This is a genomic window from Rhodococcus maanshanensis NBRC 100610 (genome assembly GCF_001894865.1).
GTDB lineage: Bacteria > Actinomycetota > Actinomycetes > Mycobacteriales > Mycobacteriaceae > Rhodococcus_G > Rhodococcus_G maanshanensis.
The window spans coordinates 1-18,330 of record NZ_BCXA01000014.1 but is presented as its reverse complement, the minus strand read 5'-3'; the positions used below and the strand labels follow the sequence as shown (position 1 = coordinate 18,330).

The following is an 18,330-nucleotide window of genomic DNA, read 5'->3' as shown; positions in this document are numbered from 1 at the left end:
ACGCCCAGTGTCGCACTGCGATCGATCTCTCAGCAGGAGCTACCCATGCACGGCTTCTCGCCTGCAAACAGCTTCGCGATGAACGGCGTGCTGTCCGGCACCGAGGCGGCCACCGTGCCGCCGTGGTCGGTCGGGTAGGTGCGGAACGCGAACTCCACCCCGTTCGCGGTGAGATCGGCGACCAGTTTCAGCGTCAGCGGGATCGGGACGTCCATGTCCTGCTGGCCCTGCGCGATGAGCAGCGGCTGGTCGTAGCCACCGGTGGGGACGGAGAGAATCGAGCGGACCGCGTCCATGAACTCGGGGGTGTCCACCGACCGCGACAGCAGCTGCCCGATCGAGACGTCGGCGTACTTGGTCCGCGCGTCGCCGTAGCAGATCGAGGTCTCCACATCGGCGAGAATGCTGCGCCCGAGGGGGCTGAGGTAGGAGTCGATGTCGACGTCGGGTCGCGCGGCCCGCAGCCCATCGAGGACGTTGGCGATGTAGACCGTGGTGCCCTTGAGCGGCAGCTTCGGGAACGCCGGTCCGCCCAGCGGCAGCGCCATCTCGATGTTCGAAGGCGCACCGGTCGTCACCGCGCCGCGGTAGTCCAGCTCCGGGGCATAGCGGGTGGCGATGTTCGCGGTGAACAGCGTCGCGTGACCGCCCTGCGACTGCCCCGTGGCGACCCACTTCTTCGACAGCTCGGGCGTGACCGCGCGGGCGGCCCGCACCATGTCGATCACGCTGTGCGCGGCCGAGCGCCCGTCCAGGTAGGGATGCACGCCGGGGGTGCCGAGCCCGACATAGTCGGTCGCCACCACCGCGTAGCCCTGGGAGAGCCAATGGCCGAGATGGGTCACCGCCCGCTCGGTCGGCGGATTGACGCTGGGCGCGCACTGGTCCGCGACCCCGGTGGTGCCGTGCGCGTAGGAGATCACCGGCCAACCGCCCTCGGGCGGCGTCCCCTCGGGCAGGTAGACGGCGCCGGTGCTGAGCATCGGCTTGTCCTGCGGACCCTGGGACCAGTACGTCAGCAGCGACGAGGACGCGGCGCCGGGCAGCCAGCGATCGCGCGGGAGTTCCTCGCTGCTCACGACCGAGCCCGGGGCCTCGGCCTGGCCGGCGACAGGCGCGGCCGCGGCAGGCGCCACTACCCACGTCGCGGCGACCAATGTCGCACCCGCGGCCACCAGGGCGGTACGAAGTCGGTGGGTCATCACTCTCTCCTCACGGCTGTGCGCCCGGTCACATTCGGCGCCGGGCACACAGGACGATAAAGTAGACCTACCGATCGGTCAAGCAATCTCCCAGCCGCGGACCCGGGCGGAGAGATCGTCGACGAGGAAGGCGAAAGCCCGGTCCACCCGCTCGCGGTCCCCGGTGGCGAGCAGGTCCAGGGTCAGGCCCCGGATCTGCGCGAGGATCAGCGTGGCCACCTGTCGCACCTGCTCCTCGGGACACCCTGCCCCGCGCAGGCCGTGTTCGAGCACGGCCAGCCACTGGCCGACGAAGTGTTCGAGGAATCGCTCGTGCCCGCCCGGTTCGAGCACGGCCTGCACGTAGATCTCGAGCATCACCCGGAATCGCGGCAGCGTCTCGGGCGCCGTCCGCTCCTCCCACCATCCGGTGAGCAGGGCGATCGGGTCGGCGCCGGACTCGGCCAGCAGCTCAGCGGGGATCGACTCCCCCCGCATCCCCTCGATCACCTCGGCCAGCAGGTTCTCCTTGCTGCCGAAGTGATGCAACAGCGACGCGTGCGAGACCCCGACCGCCTTGGCCAGCGGGCGCATGGACAGCTCCCCGACCCCGTTGGCGATCACGTACTCGGTCACCGACGCGAGCAGCTCGTCCCGCCTGCCTGCGTACCGCATGGTGCGCTTGTCCACACGATCGGACTCGGGCACCGCGTCAGCCCATCGGGTCGTCGGGCCCGGCGCTGGCGAAGGGCTCGAACGGCGGCACCAGCAGACCCCACCGCACGCACTTCCAGCCCCCGTTCGCGGTGGGAACCAGCTCCACCGTCTGGGTGTTGTCCAGGTGGGTGTTCGCGGAGAAGGCACCGTTGATGCCCGCGAGCTGGGCGGCGACCAGACGGATCGCGGCGCCGTGGCTGACCACCAGCACATCGCCGGTGTCGGCCTCGTCCGCCGGTTCCTCGAGGAACTCCTCGCGCAGCGAACTCAGCACCGGCACGTAGCGCTCGAGGATGTCGTACCCGGACTCACCGCCCGGCACCCGCACACCGAGGTCGCCTGCATGCCAGGAGTGATAGACCTTCATGAACAGCTCGTGCGACTCACGGTCCGAGCGGTCCTCCAGCTCCCCCGCCTGCGCCTCGTGGATGCCCTCGCGCACCTGCGCCGTGATGCCCGATTCCCGCTCGACGAAGTGGGCCGTCTGCCGCGCCCGCAACGCAGGCGAGGCCACCAGGGCGCGGGGCGCCCTGCCTGCCACCGCGAGCCCGAGAGCCTGGGCCTGGCTCTCCCCGAACTCGGTGAGCCGGGCCCCTGGCAGCCGGGTGTCCAGCCGCCGCTCGACGTTCGCCTCGGTCTGGCCGTGGCGCACCAGGATCAGCTTGCCCATGCCGTCACCTCCCGTCCGATTCGCCGGACCGTATCCGGCGCAGCCACTCGGTCGCCTCCTCGTCCGACGGCGGCCGCACCCCACCGGGGTTCGCGGCAGGCCACGAACCGAGGAAGCGGACGTCGTGCTTGCGATGCAGTGCCTTGAGCGCCTCGGCCACCGCGGTGTCCTCGAGGTGTCCGACGCAGTCCAGGAAGAACCGGTAGGTACCGAACTCGATACGGGTGGGCCGGGATTCGATCCGGGTGAGATCGATTCCGCGGGTGGAGAACTCCGCCATCGCACTCGCGAGGGAGCCGGGTTCGTTGTTGAGCTGCAGCACCACCGCGGTACGGTCCGCTCCTGTGGCCGCGGGGACCGGAGCCGGGCGGGTCACGAGGACGAATCGCGTTCGCGCGCCGTCGAAGTCGGCCACCGAATCGGCGAGGACACTGAGTCCGAGTCGTTCACCGGCCAGCGCGGTGGACACCGCGGCGTCGGCGATCCCCGCCGCGACATCCTCCGCCGCACCGGCATTGGAGGACGCGGACTGGACCACGGCGTCCGGCAGTTTCCGCTCGATCCACATCCGCACCTGCGCACCCGCGACGGGGTACGCACGGATGGTGCGCACCTGGTCGAGGGTCGTCCCGGCGCGGCCCAGGATCGTAAAACTCACGTCCAGTTCGGTTTCCGCGACGATCTGCAACCGCTCGCCTGCGGCCAGGGAGTCCATGGTCGGTGGCACCGGACCCTCGACCGAGCTCTCGATGGGCACGACCGCCCCGTCCACGACACCCGCGCGCACCAGGTCGAGCGCGGCGGGCGGGCTGGGGGCGGACACCCGCTCCACCGGACCGTCGAAGACCCCGCCCGATTCCATCTGGGCGAGAGCCATCTCGGTGAACGTTCCGGACGGTCCGAAGTAGGCGATACGAGGCACACGACAAGGTTACTCACCTGCCGCGATGCGAGCCGGGGTTCAGGGTGCGGCGGTGGCCGTGATCCCGTGAGCCGCCAGGTGTCGCTCCGCCCCCTCGGCGTCGTCGACCTCGATGCTCAGCAACACCGTGCGGAGCGCCTCGGCTGCGTCCTGGTTCAGCCCGGCGACTCGGGTCGGGTCCGGGGCGGCGAACGCGGCCCGGACGTCGTCCCCGCGCAGGGCCGCGACCGTTGCGGCGAGGATCGCCAGCGCCTCCGCGCCCGAGGCCGCCCTGGCCACGAAGCCGGCATCGGAGTGCGCGAGGACCGCCAGGAAGTCGGCCACCTCGTCGGGGCTCGGGCCCGCGCGCAGTCCGGGGTATGCGCCCGCATCGGCGATCCGGGTGGCCACCTCGGCCGCCCAGCCGGCCTCGGCGTGGTCGTCGGGGGCGACGAACACCGCGAGGGGCGCCGTCAGCGGGTGCGGGTTCGACTCCCCGGACAGCGACAGCTCGATGGCGTCATCGAGCTGTTCCAGGCTGCAGTCGATGTCGAAGCGTGCGACCGCGGGCCCGTCCGACGGGAGGGTGTCGGGCGCGACGTCGAGCACGACGACGACGGGATGGTCCAGGCCCGAACCGAGTGCGCTCGCCGCCAGCACGGGGGGACCGAAGATGGCGCCGAGCCGCCTGCGCGGCACCGCGGCCGCGTCCGGGCACCTCTGCGAGAGCAGGCCCGTGAAGGGCGGCTGCCGATCGCTCGGGGTCGGCGGATGGAGGGTCAGCAGGGTGGACACGGTCCCCACCGTAGCCGCAGGCGGAGCAGTGTCACCTAGCCGCAGGCGCAGCAGTGTCACGCAGCCGCACCGGAGATCTTGCGGGCCATCGAGTCCTGCCGTAACTTAGGCATGGCTAACCTATTGTGATCGGCATCTCCGTTGCCCCGACCGAACGAAGCGAGCGCCACATGACTGCTGCCACCTCCACCCAGGGTCCATCGACCGCGGAGCGGGTCCGCAGCGCCTGCGCCCGAGCCCAGCAGGCGGTGCTGGCCATCGACGGCAGCGATCCCGTCGAGGTCTCCGTGCACCACCTGCGGGCCTGCGGCGACGTGGTGCTCACCGTCCGCACCGACTCGGTCGCCACGGCACTGACCTGGCAGGCGGGCCGAGCCGGACTGCCCGCGGTGCTCGAACTCACCGACCTGACCCCGCTCTCCCTTCGGGAACCGGTGCGGTCGCTGGTCTGGCTGCGCGGCGCCCTGCACCCGGTGCCCGCCGAGGCCTCTCGCGCACTGGCGGCCGCCGTCGCCGACGAGCGCCCTGACCCCGCGTTGCTCGACGTCGGGCACACCACCACCCTGCTGCGGCTGATCCTGGACTCGGCGGTGGTGGCCGACTCGCACGGCGCGGAGCCGGTGCCGGTGGACGCGCTGCTCGCCGCCCGCCCCGACCCGTTCTGGGAGGTCGAGGGCCCCTGGCTCGAACACCTGGAGTCCGACCACGGTGAACTCGTGGATCAGCTCGCGGGCCGATTGCCGCGGGCGCTGCGTGCCGGCCGCGTCCGCCCGCTCGGCATCGATCGATACGGCATCCGGCTGCGTGTCGAGGGCGAGACGGGCGACAGCGACGTCCGGATGGCCTTCGCCCAACCGGTGGACGACGTGACCGAGCTGAGCCGCGCCCTGCGCCTGCTGGTGGGCTGCCCGTTCGTGAACGGCCTGCGCGCCCAGCGCTGACGCGCGGCATACCCTCACCGGTGTGACCCGGTTCGACGACTGGCTCCGGCCTACCCCGCCCCCACAGACCGAACCGCCGCTCGACGCCGCGGGCCGTCGCGCGCTGTGGTTGGAGGTCACCATCGTGCTGCTGGTGACCTTCGGGCTCAGCGGGCTTTCCGGCATCCTCTCCCTCGTCGAGGACGCGCTCGCTCCCGGCGGGCTGGCCGACCAGACAGTGGCGCTGAACGTCTCCCGTTCCGAGCAGGGCTGGATCGATCTCGGCCGCCAGCTGCTCGGCATCGTCAGGCTCTGCGCCTGGGCCGCTCTCGGCCTGTACCTGCTCTGGCGCAGTGGCCTCGGCCCCGCGAAGATCGGGCTCGGCCGACCGCGAGCCCGCGCCGACCTGCTGCCTGGCGTCGGCCTTGCCGCACTGATCGGGCTGCCCGGCCTCGCCCTCTACCTGGTCGCCAACGCCGTCGGCGCCAACCTGACCGTGCTGCCCAGCACCATCGAGGAGCACTGGTGGCGGCTGCCAACGCTCCTGCTGTGGGCGCTCGCGAACTCCGGCGCGGAGGAGGTGCTGGTCGTCGCGTACCTGATCTCGCGGTTGCGCAGGCTCGGCTGGAGCGAGAACTCGTCGCTGCTGGCCTCCTCGCTGCTGCGCGGCAGCTATCACCTCTATCAGGGCCTCGGCGGTGGGATCGGCAACGTCGCGATGGGCCTCGTCCTCGGCCGGTACTGGCAGCGGACCAACCGGCTGTGGCCGCTGATCGTCGCGCACTGGCTGATCGACGCGGTCGCCTTCGTCGGTTACACCGCCCTGCGTGGCCACGTGTCCTGGCTGCCCTGACCAGTAGAGTCGAGCCGTGAACGGCGACAATCCCCAGTACCGCGACCCCCGCGATCCGCGGTGGGACCGCGGTGTGCCGCCGCGCGGGCCGCAGCCCCCGCAGGGTCGTCCGATGCCACCGCAGCAGGGCCGCCCCCTCCCGCCACAGCAGCCGCGTCAGGGCCAGCCGATGCCGCCGCGGCGCGTGCCACCGCCCCAGGGCCAGGGCAGGCCGATGCCCCCCGGCCCCGAGGGCACCCAGGTGATCCGGCGCGACGGCCGCCGCGCCGAACCCCAGCAGGGCGCGCGCGCCTGGTCGCAGGCCCCCGAGCCGGCGCCCCAACACGGCGCCCGCCCCGGCGGAACCGACCCGGCCAGGGCGCACCGCCCCCAGGCCGGGTCCCCCTACGCGCCGACCCAGACACCGCAGCCCTATGACGACCCGTACCGCAGGCAGGCCGGTCACGTCGGTGCACCGCCCCAGCCGCCCCGCCGCACCGGTCCCCCCGCCCCGCCCCCGCAGCCGCCCCGTCCGGCGAAGACGCGCCGGAAGGCGCACTGGGGCAGACGGATCGGGCTCGTCCTGATGGCGCTGCTGGTCCTCGTCGGCGGCTCCGTCGTCTACCTGGACCGCGGGCTGAACCGCGTCGACGCACTCGCCGACTATCCGGACCGGATCGGCGACACCCCTGGCACCAACTGGCTGCTGGTCGGCTCGGACAGCCGCGCCGGGATGACCCCGGAGGAGGAGGCCGCCCTCGCGACCGGCGGCGACGTCGGGGAGGGCCGCACCGACACGATCATCGTCGTGCACATCCCCAAGAGCGGGAAGGCCACCATGGTGTCCATTCCGCGCGATTCCTATGTGCCCATCCCCGGCTGGGGCCGCGACAAGATCAACGCGGCGTTCGCGCAGGGCGGGCCGCAGCTGCTGGTGCAGACCGTCGAGGGCGCGACCGGACTGCGGATGGACCACTACGCGGAGATCGGTTTCGGCGGATTCGCCGGCATCGTCGACGCCCTCGGCGGCGTCAACCTCTGTGTGCCCTACCCGATCGACGACCCGCTAGCGGGAATCAACCTGCAACCGGGCTGCCAGGACCTGACCGGTTCCCAGGCGCTCGGCTTCGTCCGGACCAGGGCCACCCCGCTCGCGGACCTCGACCGGATGAAGAACCAGCGCGCGTTCATGTCTGCGCTGCTGGACAAGGCGACCAGCGTCAGCACCATGATCAATCCGTTCCGGCTCTGGCCGACGGTGACCAAGACGGCGGGTTCGCTCCAGGTGGACGAGGACGACCACCTGTGGAACCTCGCCGGCCTCGGCTGGGCGATGCGCGGCGGCCCGATCACGACCACCGTCCCGATCGCCGGCTTCGAGGACGTCGACTCGGGCAACGTACTCATCTGGGATCGCGAGCGCGCCTCGCAGTTCTTCGGCGCGCTCGCCGAGGACAAGCCGGTGCCGGAGTCGCTGATCACCACGGGGCCCTGATCCGGGGTCCGCGCCGGTAGCGTGTCCGCCATGACCAATTCCCGGCCGGGCAACGAGTTCCACGACCTTCTCCGTGACCAGGTGCGCAACGAGTTCACCGCCTCGCAGCAGTACATCGCGGTCGCGGTGTTCTTCGACGGGTACGACCTCCCCCAGCTGGCGGCCCGCTTCTACGGGCAGGCCAACGAGGAACGCAACCACGCGATGATGATGATCCAGTACCTCATCGACAACGACATCGAGGTCACCATCCCCGGGATCGACTCCGTGGTCACCGAATTCGACTCGGTGCGCGCGCCCGTCGAGTTGGCGCTCGAGCAGGAGCGACAGGTCACCGACCAGATCACCAGGCTCGCCCGCACCGCCCGCGACACCGGCGACTATCTGGGCGAGCAGTTCATGCAGTGGTTCCTCAAGGAGCAGGTCGAGGAGGTCGCCTCGATGACCACCCTCCTCACCATCGTCGACCGGGCGGGCGAGAACCTGTTCGCCATAGAGGATTTCGTCGCGCGGGAGATGAACTCGCCGGTGAAGGCCGATTCCGGCGCTCCGAAACCGGCCGGTGGCGCTATTTAGGCTCGACTCAATTAGGTTCGACTCAATTAGGGAATACTGGCCTCAATAAGGCTGGACTTGGATGACATGCGGCCTGACCAGCTATATCGTTTCGCCGCATGAGCGATTCCGCAGACACTCATCGGACCAAATTTCACGCGCTTCTGCATGATCAGATCCGCAACGAATTCAACGCCTCGCATCAGTACATCGCGACGGCGGTCTTTTTCGACAACGCGGATCTCCCCCAGCTGGCCAAGCATTTCTATTCACAGGCCGTCGAGGAACGCAACCACGCGATGATGATCGTCCAGTACTTCCTGGATCGGGACATGACCGTGGAACTCAGTGGCGTCGACGCATCGAAGTCGCACTTCGAGAACACCCGCGAACCGATCGCGCTGGCCCTCAAGCAGGAGCAGGTGGTCACCGACCAGATCATCCAGCTCGCGAGCACCGCTCGCGAGGAGGGCGACTACCTCGGCGAGCAGTTCATGCAGTGGTTCCTCAAGGAGCAGGTCGAGGAGGTCGCCTCCATGACCACCCTGCTCGCGATCGCCGATCGGGCAGGCAACAATCTGTTCCACCTCGAGGACTTCGTCGCCCGCGAGATGAATGTCGTGAAGGACGCCTCGGGCGCCCCTCCCGCCGCGGGCGGGTCGATCTAGCCGATCCCTGGCGCAGCTTCGCGGCCGAATGTGTGTGCCCCGCACACGCATTCGGCCGCTCTGCGTTTCAGCCGAGTCGGGCGACTTCACCCAGCGCCCGGCACAGCGCCTCCAGCGCCCCCGCGAAGGCGTGCTCGGCGGGGGCCCCGTACCCGACCACAAGACCGTCCCGCGGGTCGTCGCGCGCGTCCGGGTGCCGGAAGGTCGACAGCGCTCCCACCGCAAGGCCTTCCGCGGCGGCGGCCGACAGGACCCTGGCCTCGGTGCCGGACGGCAGGTCCAGCACCGCATGCAGACCCGCCGCGATGCCCGTGACCCGGACTGCGGGAGCCCGGTCCGCGAGGGTGGCCACCAGCTGGTCGCGGCGCCGGTGATAGCGGCCTCGCATCAGCCGGATCTGGCGGTCGTATCGACCCGAGTCGACGAAGTCCGCGAGCGTCAGCTGGTCGGGCACGCCGACCCACCGCTCCCAGACGCCCTTGACCCCGAGCACGGGATCGACGAGGCGGTCGGGCAGCACCATCCATCCCAGGCGCAGCGCGGGCGAGAGGCTCTTGCTCACAGAGCCCAGGTACACGACCCGGTCGGGGTCCAGGTCCTGCATCGCCCCGACCGGCTGGCGGTCATACCTGAACTCGCCGTCGTAGTCGTCCTCGAGGATCAGGCCACCCGACGCGCCCGCCCAATCGACCGCCGCCGCACGGCGTTCCGGATGCAGGGGCCCACCGATCGGGAACTGGTGGGCGGGCGTGAGCAGTGCGGCTGCCGCCCCCGACCGCGCGAGCTCGTCGACGCGTGCGCCATCCGAGTCGACGGCCAGCGGCAGCGTGCGCACCCCCGCCGCGCCGAGCAGTTCCCGGTGCACGTGTAGGCCGTAGCCCTCGACCGCGACCGCCCCACCCAGCAGCGGGGCGAGCAGGGTCAGTGCGTGTGCGGTACCCGCGCAGACCACCATGCGGTCCGGGTCCGCGCGCACACCGCGGGCGCGGGCCAGATAGTCCGCCAATGCCTTTCGCAGCTCCGGACGGCCTCTCGGGTCACCCGGCCCGAACGCGTCGCTCGGGGCCGCCGTCAGGGCGCGGCGCGTCGAGGCCAGCCACGCGGCCCGCGGAAACGAGGCGGCGTCCGGGGACCCGGGCATCAGGTTGTGCGCGGGTCGGACCGGCGGGGCGGGCCGCGGGGTCCGGGGGTCGACCACGGGCGCGGCCCTCGGGGCCACCCGGGTGCCCGACCCCCTGCGGGCGGTCAGCCAGCCCTCGGCGACCAGCTCGGCGTAGGCGTCCGCGACGGTGTTCCGCGCGACGCCGAGGTCCGCGGCCAGCGTGCGCGAGGGCGGTAGCAGCGCACCCGGCGCCAACCGTCCGGATCGGATGTCCTCCCGGAGGCTCGCCATCAGCGCTGCGCGGAGGCCGCCGCGACCACGGAGGTCGAGGTGTAGATCCAACCCCGAATTGGCCCAAGATTCCACCGCTCAATTGAACCACTCATTCGGTCCATTCTCCGCCTAGAGTCATTCCCATGACGACAACCGAGACAGCACAGCGGGTCAACATCTTCAAGCAGTCCCCCGAGGTCTACCAGGCGATGATCGCCCTCGACGCGGCCGCCAAGAAGGGCCTCGACCCGGTCCTCGTCGAGCTCGTGCTCACCCGTGCCTCACAGATCAACCACTGCGCCTGGTGCCTCGACATGCACACCCAGGACGCCCGCAAGATCGGTATCAGCGAGCAGAAGCTCTTCCTCCTCAACGCCTGGGAGGAGGTGCCGAACCTCTACACCGAGCGGGAGCGCGCGGCCCTTGCCCTCACCGAGGCGGTCACCGTGTTGACCGACGGCTTCGTCCCCGACGAGGTGTACGCAAGGGCCGCAGAGCAGTTCGACGAGCGCGAGCTGTCCCAGCTGATCGCCGTCATCTTCACCATCAACTCGTGGAACCGGATCGCGGTCAGCACCCGCCGTGTCCCTCCGGTCCGCTGAGCCGACGTCCCTGAGGGGTATCGAGAAGTGAGAGCCGTTCGGATCCAGGAGAACCGGGGCGCAGACAACCCGGACGCCCTGGTGCTCGAGGAGGCGCCGTACCCGCAGGCCGCAACTGGCGACGTGATCGTCCGCGTTCGCGCCGCCTCCTTCGTCCCGGACGAGCTCGACTGGCCGGGGACCTGGACGGACCGGGCGGGCCGGGACAGGACCCCGAGCATCCCGGCCCACGAGGTCGCCGGGATCGTCAGCGAGATCCCCTATGGCACCACCGGATTCGAGGTCGGGGACCGGGTGTTCGGGCTGACCGACTGGCACCGTGACGGCGCCGCCGCCGAATTCGTGGCCGTGGAGGCCCGCAACCTGGCCCCGATCCCCGAGGCGATCGGGTTCCGGGAGGCCGCCGCACTCCCCCTGGCCGGCCTCACCGCATGGCAGGGACTCTTCCGCCACGGCGGACTGACGTATGGCGAGGCATCCGGACGGACGGTCGTGGTGCACGGCGGCGCGGGCGGCACCGGCTCGCTGGTCGTGCAGCTCGCGCACGCCGCGGGGGCGCGGGTCATCGCAACGGGCCGGACGGCGGGCGAGGAGACGGCCCGCGGTCACGGCGCGGACGATTACGTGACGCTCGAGTCCGGCGGCCTCGACGAGACCCGTTTCGGCCCCGTGGATCTGGTGTTCGACACGGTCGGCGGGGAGGTGCTGGCACGCTCGGCCGCGCTCGTGCGGCCCGGTGGGACGCTGGTGTCGATCACGGCGCCGCCGCCGGTCACCCCCGTCGACGGTCGCGCGGTCTTCTTCATCGTCGAACCCGACCGACACGAGCTCCTGGAACTCGCGCGGCTGGCGGAGCAGGGGGTACTGCGTCCCCACGTCGGTGCCGCCTACCCGCTCGCCGAGGCGCGGACCGCGTTTCTCGCCAAGCGACGGGGTATCCCCGGCAAGGTCGTCCTCGACGTATGAGGAGTGCGGCCGCGCCGCCCGTGCGTGCTTGTGGAGTCCAGGGACCCGGTAAGCGCTCACAGGCGGCGCAGCCGCTCCTGATCAGCGCAGGGTGACCTGACGGGCGCGCAGGCCGTCGCGCGAGCGCAGCTCGTCGGAGGTGAGCGGCGCGTCGACGGCAAGCGCGTCGGCCAGCCGCTCGCCGAGCTCCGCGGTCGCAGGCGCCCACTCCTGGGCGTGCCGCTCGGGGTCGAGGTCGAACACCGGGACCAGCAGACCGTGGGTGCGGAACGACCCGGCGTACCGCGACCCCTCGCCGAGATGCAGCCCACCGGACGCGTGCACGCGGGCCAGGGCCAGCATCAGCTGGTCCTCGTCCTCGGGCCGGACCCAGCGCAGGTGCGCCTTCTCCCCCGCGTCGACCCACCACGCGGCGACGACGCCCTCGCTCTCGAGGCGAGCGGACGGCATGATCACCGAGTTGGCCTGCTCGACCGTGGCGGCGACCTCCGGGGCGGGCGTGACGCCCTCCGGGATCCACCAGTTGAAGTCCTGGTGCACGCTGATCTCCAGCAGCGTGCCCGCCTCGATCACGTCGCCGAGGCGCGGTCCGCCCGGCTCGGCGTCGGCCGCGGCGAGGGACTGCCCCGGCTCCGCGGTGGCGGCCCAGTTGACGGCGGCGGCCAGATCGGCCGAGAGATCGGTGGACTGGCCGGGCACCTGCAGGCCGACGAATCCTGTCGCGGAGTCGGTTTCGTCGCGGACGAGGCCCGCCACCGCGCCGGGCAGCACCGTCGCGGCGACGACCGTGCGCTCGCCGCCGGTCAGCGGCAACGTCGCCGTTGCGGACGGGACGAACTCGCGCATCGCGACGAGATCGCACTCGGCTGCCAGGCCCTCGAACGGGCGCGGCACCGCGGCGGCCGCGGCGCTCTCCTGGGCGGCGCGGCGCTCGGCGAGCTTCGCCGCGCGGTTGCTGCCGGGCTTCGGACCACTGTTTCTTTTGCTCTTACCCACGTCGGGAAACCTACACGTCGCGGCTACCGGGCGAGCCACTCCTTGGTCCGGCCCGGATGGTTGGTGGCGATCCAGCCGACACCGAGCTCCCGGCACAGCTGGACGTCGTCGAAGTCGTCGACCGTCCAGCAGTACGTGGCCCTGCCCGCCGCGGCCGCCCGGTTCACGATCTCCGGGTGCTCGCGCAACGACTTGATGGACGGGCCGACCGCGGTGGCGCCAACGGTGGTCGCCGCGCCGCCACCCAGGTATCGGGACGACTCCCCGAGCAGCACCGTCGGCAGCAGCGGCGCCGACCGGCGGATCCGCCAGACCGCGGCCGCCGAGAACGACATGATGACCGCGCGGGAGTGGTCAGCGGACGCGGGCGAGGACAGCCCGAACCGGGACAGCTCCGCGAGCACCTTGCTCTCCACCAGCCCGCCGAAGCGGACCGGGTGTTTGGTCTCGATGAAGAGCTTGATCGGGCGGCTGGTGTGGTCGAGCACCAGCGAGATCAGCTGAGCGAGGGTGAGCACCGGCTCCCCGTTGGCACCGAACTCGAGCTCGTTGAGGTGCTTGAGCGTCATCTCGCTGACCAGCCCGGTGCCCGACGAAATGCGGTCGATGCGTCGGTCGTGCACGCACACCAGGTGTCCGTCGCGGGTCAGCCGAACGTCGCATTCCAGCCCGTCGGCGCCCTGGTCGAGGGCCAGCTCGTACGCGGCGAGGGTGTGTTCGGGCAGGGCGGCTGATGCGCCGCGGTGCGCGACGACGCGGGGACTTCGATGGTCGGGGCTCACGACGTCCCCGCTTCCACGCGCTCCTGGGTCTTGGTCGGCTCGGTCTGCTCGGGTACCGCGACGACCCAGCGGGTGAGCTCGCGCTGCTTCCCGGTCGGGCTCAGACCGTCGACGCGGTGGATGACCAGCAACGTCAACACCGCAACCGCGACCGCCACCAGATCGGTGACCGCCGCGAGCAGCACCCCGTCGGCCTGCGCCTGCAGCGAGTCCAGCGTGCGCCACCACAGATTCACCGCGAAGAGCACACCGCCGCAGGCCCAGGTGCCCCACCACACCCGGATCAGCTTGCGCGTCTGCGGGTCCGGCTCGTCCAGCTCGGTCAGGAACACCCCCGGCATCGCCAGGTTCACCACCGGGACCAGGCAGCCGAGGGCGAGCGTCGACGGGCGGCGCGGGTCGACGTGCCCGCTGCGGGCGAAGGCCCGTCGCCGGGCCCCCACCAGCCAGCCGACGCCGGCCACGGCGGCGCACACGGCGACGATCGGGGCGAGCAGGCCTGCCGCGCCGACCAGCCCGTCGGACACGGCGAGCAGCCCCGGCCCGATCAACGTGCTCCGGTTGCGCAGCAGCAACCCGTAGCGGAACAGTTCGGCGAGCGCAGCCAGCGCGAACAGCGCCGCGGTGGCGCTGAGCAGGGCGGGAGCCAGCTCGGCGAGCTGCTCACGACGCCCGGCCACCGGTTCCCCGTCGGGCGCGGGGGGCACGTCGCGCAGGCCCCAGCGGGGGATCTCGCGGTAGGACGGCGGGCCCGGTTCGGTCGGGTTCCTGGTCGCGGGGGCCCGCGTTGCCGCCGCCCCTGGCCGTCGGGCGACCCACCGGAAGTTGCGCAGGTTCGGCGGTTCCGGGCGCGCCGGGTCCGTCGGCGAGAGCAGCACGCCGTGGCACCGCGGGCACCACTGCGCCGGGCCCCCGACGACCGGCCATCGGGCGGCGCAGCGCGCACAGACCTGAACGGTGCTCATCTAGTAGATCTTTGCCGACCCGCCGCCGTCGGCGGTCAACGGCCGGCCACATTTCTGCCAGGCCACCATCCCGTCGATGACGTTCACCGCGTCGAACCCGACCTGGTTGAGGTATTCGACCACCCGCATCGACCGGCCACCCGAACGGCACACCACGTACACCTCGGCGTCGATGTCGATCTCGGTCATCCGCGCGGGGACGTCGACCATCGGGATGTGCAGCGCGCCGGGCGCGTGCCCGTCCGCCCACTCATCGTCCTCACGCACGTCCAGCAGGATCACCGAGTCGGACAGCTCGGCCGGTACCTCCGCAGCGGGCACCGAGGGCACGTCACCAAAGCTCACACCATCGATACTGTCACGTTCGGCTGCGGCTCGTCGGTGGAGCGCCCGCGCCGGATACGGCAGGCTGGCACGCATGGAGCTGAGAATCTTCACCGAACCGCAGCAGGGCGCCACCTACGAGCAGTTGCTGCGCGTCGCGCAGGCCGCCGAGGACCTCGGCTACGGAGCCTTCTTCCGATCCGACCACTACCTGGCGATGAACTCCGACGGGCTGCCCGGCCCCACCGATGCCTGGATCACCCTGGCCGGCCTCGCCCGCGAGACGTCGTCGATCCGGCTCGGCACGCTGGTCACCTCCGCGACGTTCCGCTACCCGGGTCCGCTGGCGATCAGCGTGGCCCAGGTGGATGCGATGAGCGAAGGCCGGGTGGAGTTCGGCATCGGCGCCGGGTGGTACGAGGAGGAGCACCTCGCCTACGGCATCCCCTTCCCGTCGCTGAAGGAGCGCTTCGACCGGCTCGAGGAATCGCTGGCGGTGATCACCGGCATGTGGGAGACCCCGGTCGGCGAGACCTTCTCCTTCGACGGCGCGCACCACCGCATCGAGGACTCGCCCGCGCTGCCGAAGCCGTTCCACCATGCCGGGCCGCCGATCATCATGGGCGGCATGGGCAAGCGCCGCACCCCCGAGCTGACGGCCCGCTACGCCGACGAGTTCAACCTGCCGTTCGTCTCCCTCGACGGCACCGCCACCCAGTTCGAGCGGGTGCGCCAGGCCTGCCGCACGATCGACCGCGACCCAGCCGAGCTCACCTACTCCAATGCGCTGGTGCTCTGCTGCGGCCGCACCGAGAGCGAGCTCGCCGCCCGCGCCGCGCGCATCGGGCGGGAGGTCGCCGAGCTGCGGGAGAACGGCGCTGCCGGGTCGCCCGCCGAGCTCGTCGACAAGATCGGACGGTATGGCGAGCTCGGGGCGAGCCGGATCTACCTGCAGACCCTCGACCTCGAGGACCTCGACCACCTGGAGCTGGTCGCGAACGAGGTGCTGCCGCAGCTCGACTGAACGTCGGGCGGTCGGTTCAGCTCGGCGGCAGGATGTCCTTCTGCGCTGGCACCTCGTCCTGCTTCAGCAGCCCGACCGGGCAGCTGACGCCGGTGGCGTGCACAGGGCAGTAGCCGCCGGGGTTCTTGGCGAGGTACTGCTGGTGATAGTCCTCGGCGTAGTAGAACTCGCGGAGCGGGGCGATCTCGGTGGTGATCGCCCCGTACCCGGCGTCGGCCAACCGGACCGCGAACGTCTCCGCGGTGGCGTGCGCGATCGCCTGCTGCCCGTCGTCGGTGGTGTAGATCGCGGAACGGTACTGGGAGCCGTGGTCGTTGCCCTGCCGCAGACCCTGCGTGGGGTCGTGGTTCTCCCAGAACTGCTGCAGCACACTCGCGTAGCCGATTACCGCCGGATCGAAGACCACGAGCACCACCTCGGTGTGCCCGGTCCGGCCCGAGCAGACCTCCTCGTACGTGGGGTTCGGGGTGAACCCGCCCGCGTACCCGGCCGCGGTGCTGTACACGCCGTCGAGCTGCCAGTACTCCTTCTCGGCGCCCCAGAAGCAGCCCATGCCGACGACCGCGGTCTGCATTCCCTCCGGGAACGGCGGGGTCAGCGGGTGCCCGTTGACGTAGTGGGCGCCGGGAACAGGCAGCGGCTGGGTGCGGCCGGGCAGCGCCTCTTCGGCCGTCACGATCGCAGTTTTCGCCGCCGAGCGGCCGAGGATGTCGTCGTACCAGGACATGATCCGATGCTACGCGCGGCCGCCGCGGCAGCAGTTCCGTCGGCGTTCCTCGGGCTCGGCACCCGCGCGCCTCGGTAAGCTCGCCGGTGCAGTCGGGGGGCCGACCGTCGTGGCAGGAGGCGCAGATGTCACCTCAGGAACCCGAGGGCGACGCGCAGGGATCTCCGTTCCCGCCGCCGTTCAAGTGGGGCGCAACGCGACCGGACCCGAAACCCGCGCAGCAGCGATCCGGGCAGCCCCGCTCGGCGCCGCCGGTTGTCGCGGCGCCGCTGCCCGCGCCGCCGAAGCCGACCGAGCCCGTGATCGCGAGGCCGGCGCCCCCTGCTCCGACCGAGCCCGTGATCGCGCCTGCCGACCCCGAGTTCGGCGCGCCCCCGGTCAGCCCGCCCTGGCTCGCTCCGGAACCCGCGGTCGCGCACGATCGACAAGCGCGCGGGCGTCAGTCGATCGCGCCCGCGGTCCTGATCGGCGTGCTGGTCCTCGTGATCGTCGGCGTCGTCGCGTTCGTCGTGCTCTGATCGGACCGCCCGAAGCGGTGTGACTGCGCGCCGATCCATCGGCTCGCGGGCACCTCCACGAACCGGTACAGCAGTTCCGCCGCGCCTGCCGTCACCAGCAGGAAGGCGAGCACCGCGCCCGTCCGGCCCAGGTAGCCGACGGTGTTCTCGTACACCCGGTACAGGATCAGCGTGTGCAGCAGGTAGATCGCGTAGCTGCGGGTCGCGGTCCACCGCACGACACTCGAGCGGCCGAGGTAGCCGTCGTACCGCACCAGTACCAACACCGCGCAGGTGACCACGAACATGGTCCACAGGTAGCGGTCCCCCGCCCAGTAGACGTGACTGTCGGTGGCCAGGCGCACCACCTCGGCCTGAGCCATGGTCGCCACGATGACCCAGCGCCAGTCCGCCAGTCGCGCCCAGCCCAGGTAGATGATCTGGCCCATGAACACCGCGGGCAGGGTGGCGGCGACCTTGGACAGCATCGGCACCGCGTACGGCTGCGGCACGTACAGGTTGTAGAGCAGCACCGCGCTGCACAGCGCCGCGCCCGCGAGGGGCACCGCGATCGGGATCGTCCTCAGCAGCGGCCGGGCCGCGACGCAGTACAGGTAGAACAGGACCTGCACGACCAGGGTCCAGGTGACCCCGAGCACCGCGACCTCGGGCGTGAGGAAGAACCCGCCGAGCACGAAGCTGAGCGCCGCCTCGGAGTTCGAGATCCCGTCCTGGCCGCTGAACATCCCGTTGATGCCGAGACGCACCAGGACGATGGCAATCAGGACCGCCACCCACAGCGCGGGCAGCAGCCGTCCGACCCGGTTGAAGAGGAATCGCCCTGGGCTGTGCCGGGTGGCCGACGCGGTGAGCATCAGCCCCGTGAGCATCATGAAGATCGCGACACCGAGGAACGAAAGATGCTGGTTGAGCCCGCCACCGGCGACCAGCACCGTGTAGACGCCGTCGATCAGCCACCAGCCGGAGCCGAGGTCGTCGATCAGGTAGTACGAGATGTGCGAATAGATGACGGCGAGCACCGCGATCGCACGGAGGAGATTGGCCCCGGCGAACTCGATCCGAGGCGGCGAAGACGCGCGCACGGAAACGTGTTGCAGTCGGAGCACCACGCAATATTAAGGTTTTGTTCACCGACCGGACGAACCGGTGTCGGAAAACAGGGCGTGCGGCGACGCCCCCGGACGCGTCACTGGCATACGCGCCCGCCTGGTCGCAAATCTTGCGGACGGTGTACGAATGAGATTGGGTTATGCCCGAGAAGGATCGACCCAAAATCGACTTGGTACACGCCGGGCGTACGCGCCCGTAAGGAAGGGA

21 protein-coding genes are annotated in these 18,330 nt (G+C 71.1%); 9 read left to right on the top strand and 12 right to left on the bottom strand.

The features are described from left to right. Positions 1-29: 29 nt before the first annotated feature. The 5 genes from RM1_RS07880 to RM1_RS07860 form a co-directional block, all read right to left on the bottom strand. Positions 30-1,202 carry a lipase family protein gene (locus tag RM1_RS07880; protein WP_072750779.1) on the bottom strand — a complete coding sequence of 391 codons (1,173 nt, stop codon included), beginning with the start codon at positions 1,200-1,202 and terminating at the stop codon, positions 30-32. Positions 1,203-1,280: 78 nt separating this feature from the next. Further along, positions 1,281-1,889 (bottom strand): TetR/AcrR family transcriptional regulator, encoded by a 609-nt coding sequence (locus tag RM1_RS07875; RefSeq protein ID WP_072750778.1) that lies wholly within the window; start codon positions 1,887-1,889, stop codon positions 1,281-1,283. A 4-nt stretch (positions 1,890-1,893) separates the two neighbouring features. Then, positions 1,894-2,568, bottom strand: coding sequence for a histidine phosphatase family protein (locus tag RM1_RS07870; protein WP_072750777.1), 675 nt, complete (start codon positions 2,566-2,568; stop codon positions 1,894-1,896). Positions 2,569-2,572: 4 nt separating this feature from the next. After that, positions 2,573-3,490, bottom strand: a complete 918-nt coding sequence (pheA, locus tag RM1_RS07865) for a prephenate dehydratase (protein WP_072750776.1) — start codon at positions 3,488-3,490, stop codon at positions 2,573-2,575. 39 nt (positions 3,491-3,529) lie between these two features. Beyond that, on the bottom strand, positions 3,530-4,264 hold the full coding sequence (locus RM1_RS07860) for a hypothetical protein (protein ID WP_245816134.1): 735 nt from the start codon (positions 4,262-4,264) through the stop codon (positions 3,530-3,532). 170 nt (positions 4,265-4,434) lie between these two features. Here RM1_RS07860 and RM1_RS07855 point away from each other — a divergent pair, with 170 nt between their 5' ends. From RM1_RS07855 to RM1_RS07835, 5 genes are all read left to right on the top strand, one after another. After that, complete coding sequence (locus RM1_RS07855; RefSeq protein ID WP_072750818.1) at positions 4,435-5,205, top strand: DUF2470 domain-containing protein; 771 nt, start codon at positions 4,435-4,437, stop codon at positions 5,203-5,205. Between the two features lie 22 nt (positions 5,206-5,227). Then, a complete protein-coding gene (locus tag RM1_RS07850; RefSeq protein ID WP_072750775.1) occupies positions 5,228-6,037 on the top strand; it encodes a CPBP family intramembrane glutamic endopeptidase in 810 nt (269 codons plus the stop codon). A gap of 241 nt (positions 6,038-6,278) precedes the next feature. Beyond that, the gene (locus RM1_RS07845) at positions 6,279-7,511 is read left to right on the top strand and encodes an LCP family protein (protein WP_072750774.1); all 1,233 of its coding nucleotides are present in this window, start codon (positions 6,279-6,281) and stop codon (positions 7,509-7,511) included. A gap of 30 nt (positions 7,512-7,541) precedes the next feature. Then, positions 7,542-8,087: a ferritin gene (locus RM1_RS07840; protein ID WP_072750773.1), complete on the top strand. Its 546-nt coding sequence runs from the start codon at positions 7,542-7,544 to the stop codon at positions 8,085-8,087. Positions 8,088-8,185: 98 nt separating this feature from the next. Beyond that, positions 8,186-8,734 carry a ferritin gene (locus RM1_RS07835; RefSeq protein ID WP_027501923.1) on the top strand — a complete coding sequence of 183 codons (549 nt, stop codon included), beginning with the start codon at positions 8,186-8,188 and terminating at the stop codon, positions 8,732-8,734. A 67-nt stretch (positions 8,735-8,801) separates the two neighbouring features. Here the strand turns inward: RM1_RS07835 and pdxR are convergent, their stop codons facing one another. Further along, complete coding sequence (pdxR, locus tag RM1_RS07830) at positions 8,802-10,202, bottom strand: MocR-like pyridoxine biosynthesis transcription factor PdxR (protein ID WP_072750772.1); 1,401 nt, start codon at positions 10,200-10,202, stop codon at positions 8,802-8,804. Between the two features lie 50 nt (positions 10,203-10,252). Between pdxR and RM1_RS07825 the strand changes: the two genes are divergently transcribed. Beyond that, entirely contained in the window at positions 10,253-10,711 is a 459-nt protein-coding gene (locus RM1_RS07825) for a carboxymuconolactone decarboxylase family protein (RefSeq protein ID WP_027501921.1), read from the top strand. Positions 10,712-10,738: 27 nt separating this feature from the next. Then, complete coding sequence (locus RM1_RS07820) at positions 10,739-11,677, top strand: NADP-dependent oxidoreductase (protein WP_174562929.1); 939 nt, start codon at positions 10,739-10,741, stop codon at positions 11,675-11,677. Between the two features lie 81 nt (positions 11,678-11,758). On the opposite strand, the gene RM1_RS07815 is transcribed toward RM1_RS07820, so the two are convergent. Genes RM1_RS07815 through RM1_RS07800 form a run of 4 tightly spaced genes read right to left on the bottom strand, consistent with a single transcriptional unit; the run spans position 11,759 to position 14,765 of the window. Beyond that, on the bottom strand, positions 11,759-12,673 hold the full coding sequence (locus tag RM1_RS07815) for a DUF5926 family protein (RefSeq protein WP_072750771.1): 915 nt from the start codon (positions 12,671-12,673) through the stop codon (positions 11,759-11,761). A 23-nt stretch (positions 12,674-12,696) separates the two neighbouring features. Beyond that, entirely contained in the window at positions 12,697-13,455 is a 759-nt protein-coding gene (locus RM1_RS07810) for a glycerophosphodiester phosphodiesterase (protein ID WP_072750770.1), read from the bottom strand. After that, on the bottom strand, positions 13,452-14,420 hold the full coding sequence (locus RM1_RS07805) for a DUF4328 domain-containing protein (RefSeq protein WP_072750769.1): 969 nt from the start codon (positions 14,418-14,420) through the stop codon (positions 13,452-13,454). The genes RM1_RS07810 and RM1_RS07805 overlap by 4 nt, the downstream gene beginning before the upstream one ends. Then, positions 14,421-14,765, bottom strand: coding sequence for a rhodanese-like domain-containing protein (locus RM1_RS07800; protein ID WP_072750768.1), 345 nt, complete (start codon positions 14,763-14,765; stop codon positions 14,421-14,423). A 73-nt stretch (positions 14,766-14,838) separates the two neighbouring features. Here RM1_RS07800 and RM1_RS07795 point away from each other — a divergent pair, with 73 nt between their 5' ends. Further along, complete coding sequence (locus RM1_RS07795; protein WP_072750767.1) at positions 14,839-15,768, top strand: LLM class F420-dependent oxidoreductase; 930 nt, start codon at positions 14,839-14,841, stop codon at positions 15,766-15,768. A 16-nt stretch (positions 15,769-15,784) separates the two neighbouring features. Here the strand turns inward: RM1_RS07795 and msrA are convergent, their stop codons facing one another. Further along, entirely contained in the window at positions 15,785-16,495 is a 711-nt protein-coding gene (msrA, locus tag RM1_RS07790) for a peptide-methionine (S)-S-oxide reductase MsrA (RefSeq protein WP_072750766.1), read from the bottom strand. 125 nt (positions 16,496-16,620) lie between these two features. On the opposite strand from msrA, the gene RM1_RS07785 reads away from it, so the two are divergent. Beyond that, on the top strand, positions 16,621-17,013 hold the full coding sequence (locus RM1_RS07785) for a hypothetical protein (protein ID WP_072750765.1): 393 nt from the start codon (positions 16,621-16,623) through the stop codon (positions 17,011-17,013). Here the strand turns inward: RM1_RS07785 and RM1_RS07780 are convergent. Beyond that, positions 16,935-18,071, bottom strand: a complete 1,137-nt coding sequence (locus RM1_RS07780) for an acyltransferase family protein (RefSeq protein ID WP_072750816.1) — start codon at positions 18,069-18,071, stop codon at positions 16,935-16,937. The genes RM1_RS07785 and RM1_RS07780 overlap by 79 nt on opposite strands. Between the last annotated feature and the right edge of the window lie 259 nt (positions 18,072-18,330).

Excerpts from the sequence above, each read along its gene's own strand:
- RM1_RS07880 (WP_072750779.1), bottom strand. The coding sequence starts at position 1,202 with ATGACCCACCGACTTCGTACCGCCCTGGTGGCCGCGGGTGCGACATTG.
- RM1_RS07870 (WP_072750777.1), bottom strand. The coding sequence starts at position 2,568 with ATGGGCAAGCTGATCCTGGTGCGCCACGGCCAGACCGAGGCGAACGTC.
- RM1_RS07855 (WP_072750818.1), top strand. The coding sequence starts at position 4,435 with ATGACTGCTGCCACCTCCACCCAGGGTCCATCGACCGCGGAGCGGGTC.
- RM1_RS07840 (WP_072750773.1), top strand. The coding sequence starts at position 7,542 with ATGACCAATTCCCGGCCGGGCAACGAGTTCCACGACCTTCTCCGTGAC.
- RM1_RS07835 (WP_027501923.1), top strand. The coding sequence starts at position 8,186 with ATGAGCGATTCCGCAGACACTCATCGGACCAAATTTCACGCGCTTCTG.
- RM1_RS07825 (WP_027501921.1), top strand. The coding sequence starts at position 10,253 with ATGACGACAACCGAGACAGCACAGCGGGTCAACATCTTCAAGCAGTCC.
- RM1_RS07805 (WP_072750769.1), bottom strand. The coding sequence starts at position 14,420 with ATGAGCACCGTTCAGGTCTGTGCGCGCTGCGCCGCCCGATGGCCGGTC.
- RM1_RS07795 (WP_072750767.1), top strand. The coding sequence starts at position 14,839 with ATGGAGCTGAGAATCTTCACCGAACCGCAGCAGGGCGCCACCTACGAG.
- msrA (WP_072750766.1), bottom strand. The coding sequence starts at position 16,495 with ATGTCCTGGTACGACGACATCCTCGGCCGCTCGGCGGCGAAAACTGCG.
- RM1_RS07785 (WP_072750765.1), top strand. The coding sequence starts at position 16,621 with ATGTCACCTCAGGAACCCGAGGGCGACGCGCAGGGATCTCCGTTCCCG.